This is a genomic window from Dysosmobacter segnis (genome assembly GCF_014297285.1).
In the GTDB taxonomy this organism is placed as follows: Bacteria; Bacillota; Clostridia; order Oscillospirales; family Oscillospiraceae; genus Oscillibacter; species Oscillibacter segnis.
In genome coordinates this window covers 1-3527 of the sequence record NZ_JACOQI010000060.1, presented here as the reverse complement: position 1 = coordinate 3527, position 3527 = coordinate 1, and the positions used below count along the sequence as shown (strand labels likewise).

The 3527-nt window shown below is 55.7% G+C and carries 3 protein-coding genes and 1 pseudogene; all 4 read right to left on the bottom strand.

What is annotated here, in order from left to right; translation table 11 throughout:
• Positions 1–209: pseudogene (locus H8Z83_RS18785) on the bottom strand (tyrosine-type recombinase/integrase); the annotation flags it as partial.
• Positions 210–512: a hypothetical protein gene (locus H8Z83_RS18780; protein ID WP_187016426.1), complete on the bottom strand. Its 303-nt coding sequence runs from the start codon at positions 510–512 to the stop codon at positions 210–212. It abuts the pseudogene before it with no gap.
• A 118-nt stretch (positions 513–630) separates the two neighbouring features.
• Positions 631–2598 (bottom strand): MobP3 family relaxase, encoded by a 1968-nt coding sequence (gene mobP3 / locus H8Z83_RS18775; protein WP_187016425.1) that lies wholly within the window; start codon positions 2596–2598, stop codon positions 631–633.
• Positions 2586–2999 (bottom strand): hypothetical protein, encoded by a 414-nt coding sequence (locus tag H8Z83_RS18770; RefSeq protein ID WP_187016424.1) that lies wholly within the window; start codon positions 2997–2999, stop codon positions 2586–2588. Before H8Z83_RS18770 ends, mobP3 begins: the two co-directional genes overlap by 13 nt.
• Positions 3000–3527: the final 528 nt, after the last annotated feature.

Below are 3527 nucleotides of genomic sequence, written 5' to 3'. Positions count from 1 at the left end.
TATTCATTTGCGCGGCTGATGTCCAATGCTTTGCTTTCCTCAATGGCTTTCTTTAGCTTCGTCTTGCATTCTGCCTGTGTCTTACCCAGCACATTTTTGATGATGCGCTTTCCTGTTTCAGGGTGGTAGCCTGCTGTGTAGCGCCCCTCCCAACGCCCGTCTGCGCGTTTGCGAATGTTGCCTTCGCCATTTGCACGTTTTTTCGCCATTTAGTCCTCCTGTTCCGCCGGATGGCAGATGTGCTCTTCTTCCTCTTTCTCGAAGGAATAGAGCCCATCTGCCTCCAGCTCTCTCGCCATGCCCCACGCCAGCTTGAAGCCCGCCGTGAAGCTCATCAGCTTGGCTTCGACCAGCAATGCGTTCTGCGCGTCCAACAGATGCAGCAGCTTCTTTCGCCCCACGGCGTCCACGTTCCGCCGCAGTTCCTCTTGGGCGCATTTGACCTGCTCGTCCAATTCACTGTGTTCCTGACGGTCGAAACGCTTTTGCAGGGCTTTCATGTAGTCATACATTGCGGCACCTCCTTTTTGGCAACCACAACACATACCACAACCCGGCGCACAAAGCTACTGTTTTTCGAAATGTTTCTTTGACTATTGCGGCGCAAAAACTGAACATCTTGCCCCCCCATCACATATGGAATTTCATTGAAAATCCCTGTTGCTGTTCCAACTCATGGTCATCCGGCTTGTGACCGAGGGCGACGCGCTTCTGCCGCATCTGCGCCAGCCGCTTGCGGTCGATTTGGACGCCGTTGGCAGCGGGAGCCGGGGCGTTGTCCCGGAAGATATTGCCCATGTGGTAGAGCAGCCGGGTGGCTGACAACAGGACGGAGGGCGGCTCCTGTTCGCCGCGCTCCATGCGCTTCATGAAAAATTCCGCGTAAGTGTGGCCGTTATCCCGCGCCGCCGCGAACCATTCGTAGGCAGCGTCTGGGTCCTTCGAAATACCCTCGCCCATGAGGGTCAGCTTTCCCAACAGATACTGTGCGTAGGCGCTGCCGTTATCTGCGGCCTGCCGCAAATATGACACTGCTGTTTCGGCATCTTTTATCGTATTTTTGCCGCTGAGATATTCCTTGCCCAGCCGGTAGGCGGCGTAATCGTTGCCGTTGTCCGCCGAGCGTTTCAGCCAGTAGATGCCCTTGGCAGAATCGTGCACGTCTGCATCGTCGGAGAGATACAGCTTGCCGAGGGCGTACTGCGCCGCATCCAAGTCTTGCTCGGCTGCGCGTTCTAAGAGTTTCTGTGCTTTGACCGTGTCCGGTATCAACAGTCCACCATCACGGTACGCCGTGCCGATGATGTACTGTGCGTGTGCATCGCCTGCATCCGCAAGCTGTTCCATCTGTTCCGCCGCTCTGTCCCGTTCCTCCAGAGGGTAACTCTCATCGTTCGCCACGCTTTGCAGATCCTGACATTCATAGCTCATGCCGTAGGTACTGATCTGTTCGCCGTCATCCTGCATTTCCTCATCCTCAAAGGAAAATTTGTTCATGCGAATATGCTCCGCCTCACGGATGACCGCGTTCTTGATCTGGCGGAACTCCTTTTGCTGAGACAGCGGTGGGCGCAGACGTTTCTTCCCCTCGGAATAGTAATCCTCCACCTGACATTGCAACTCCCACCATGTCTGGTAGCACGTATCCACGGTGGGCAGCCGCGCCATCTGGTCGACGATCGCATCCACCAGCTTTTTCATTGGCTTTGGCAGATAGCCATAGGTTTTCCTGCCGCCGACCTGACCGAGCTGCCGAGACAGATCCCAGATCATCTGCTCCGCCTCCGGGTGGATGCAGGTCATCTCCCGCATGGCCTTCGCCAATTCCAGCATGGCTTTCCGTGCTTCCGCCACCAGTTCGTCTCGCGATTTGCTTTTCTGCTCGTAGACGTGCAGCAGCTCCTGTCGGAAGATCTGATTGGTCAGCGTGGACTTGATTTGCCGTATCCCATCTTTAGACAGATATGCCTGATTCGGCTTTGCCGACCACGCCATCATGTGGACGTGGGGATGATTGCCCTCATCGTGGAAGGCCGCGTACCAGCGAAAGTCCTCCAGTGGGATCTTCATCGCCGCGGCGATGTCATTGCGGTGGGTACGCAGTAATGTGCGCCATGCGTCCGCATGGTTATACCCCAACCGCTCCGCGTCCTCCCGGTGGAGGGAGATGATGTGCGTCCACACGTTGCCGGTGTAGTGATCCAATTCGTCCGCGGCAGCGGCGAGGTCAACGGCATCGTTATCTCCGAAGAGACCGTGTTCCCCCAGCCGCTCCGCTCTCGGCCGCAGGGCGATGTACTTGGCGTAGCCCTCCATCGACGAGAGCCTGTCCCAATTCGATTCCAGTGCCAGCGTGATGAGCGCGGACGCCGTCGCTTTTGTCGGGTGTGAGAGATAGTCCTCGTACTCCATCAGCTCTTTGGCGTCAGGAAAATCCTTCACCAGCTTTGCGATGAGTTGCTCCTGCTTGTTGGTGGGCGGACGGTCATCCGGGATGATCTCCACCCGCTCCCGCGTCGCGATGTACTTGAGATACCCGCCGGCACTTTGCCCAGTGCCGCACTTGATGTACGGGCTTTTGACGATCAGCCTTGCCATGATTCGCTCTCCAGCTCACGGAGCTTCTGTTCCAACCGCAGCTGACCGTTGGTGCGCTTGACGGCGGCGATGCTCTTGGCCCGTTCCTGCCGAAGCACTTCCTCGCTCACATTGAGGCTTTGCAGGAGGATGGACATTGCCATGTCCATCTCCACCGCCTGCTTGTAGAGCAGCGACGCGATGCGATCCTCGAAGAGTTTCAGCCGACTGTCGATGGCGGATTGCACCGCACGGGGCAGCGTGGTGCTTTCGCCTGCGGCGAGCATATCCGCGTAGCAGTTCACCGCCTTTTCGATGAATTCATTCTTGCTGCGGCAGTTATCTTCCTGATACCACCGCTCTATTTTTGGCTTGGTCTCCGGCTCCGGCCGGTAGGTCAAGCAATCCTTGTTATCACTCATAAAATGCCTTCTTTCTCGCTAAGACGCCGCCGAAAAGTCTGTATTCATCGGCTTTTCACGGACGTCAGACGCCAATTACACAAAAAATCTTCCGAATAGACGCCACAACCGACTGCGTTGAAACCCCCGTCAACTGCCCGCACTGCAGGCAGAAGTGACCGGGCAGAGCGTCGGTTCCGACGCCAGCCGTTTATCCTGCTATAAATAAGATGCGTTGAATCTCTCAATAATTATGCGTTTTCCTTGCACATTTACCGTATGCTATCCTCGTCCAACGGTGACAATGATATAATTTCCTCATGCAGACAGAGGTTCCCTGCTTTATCCCTGCGACACCGTCCGCTTTACAGCAGTATGGGACCTCTCCCTTATGGGATTTCATGAATGAGCCGGATGCGGGAGTGATCTCTCCGCAGATTTCTATGCAGGATATGACTCATAAGGACATGAGGAACTGTCTGTACATCAACAGGAAAGGCAGGTGCCAACACTATGTTCATTGTCGGGATCGACATTGCCAAACGGAGT

Excerpts from the sequence above, each read along its gene's own strand:
- H8Z83_RS18780 (WP_187016426.1), bottom strand. The coding sequence starts at position 512 with ATGTATGACTACATGAAAGCCCTGCAAAAGCGTTTCGACCGTCAGGAA.
- mobP3 (WP_187016425.1), bottom strand. The coding sequence starts at position 2,598 with ATGGCAAGGCTGATCGTCAAAAGCCCGTACATCAAGTGCGGCACTGGG.
- H8Z83_RS18770 (WP_187016424.1), bottom strand. The coding sequence starts at position 2,999 with ATGAGTGATAACAAGGATTGCTTGACCTACCGGCCGGAGCCGGAGACC.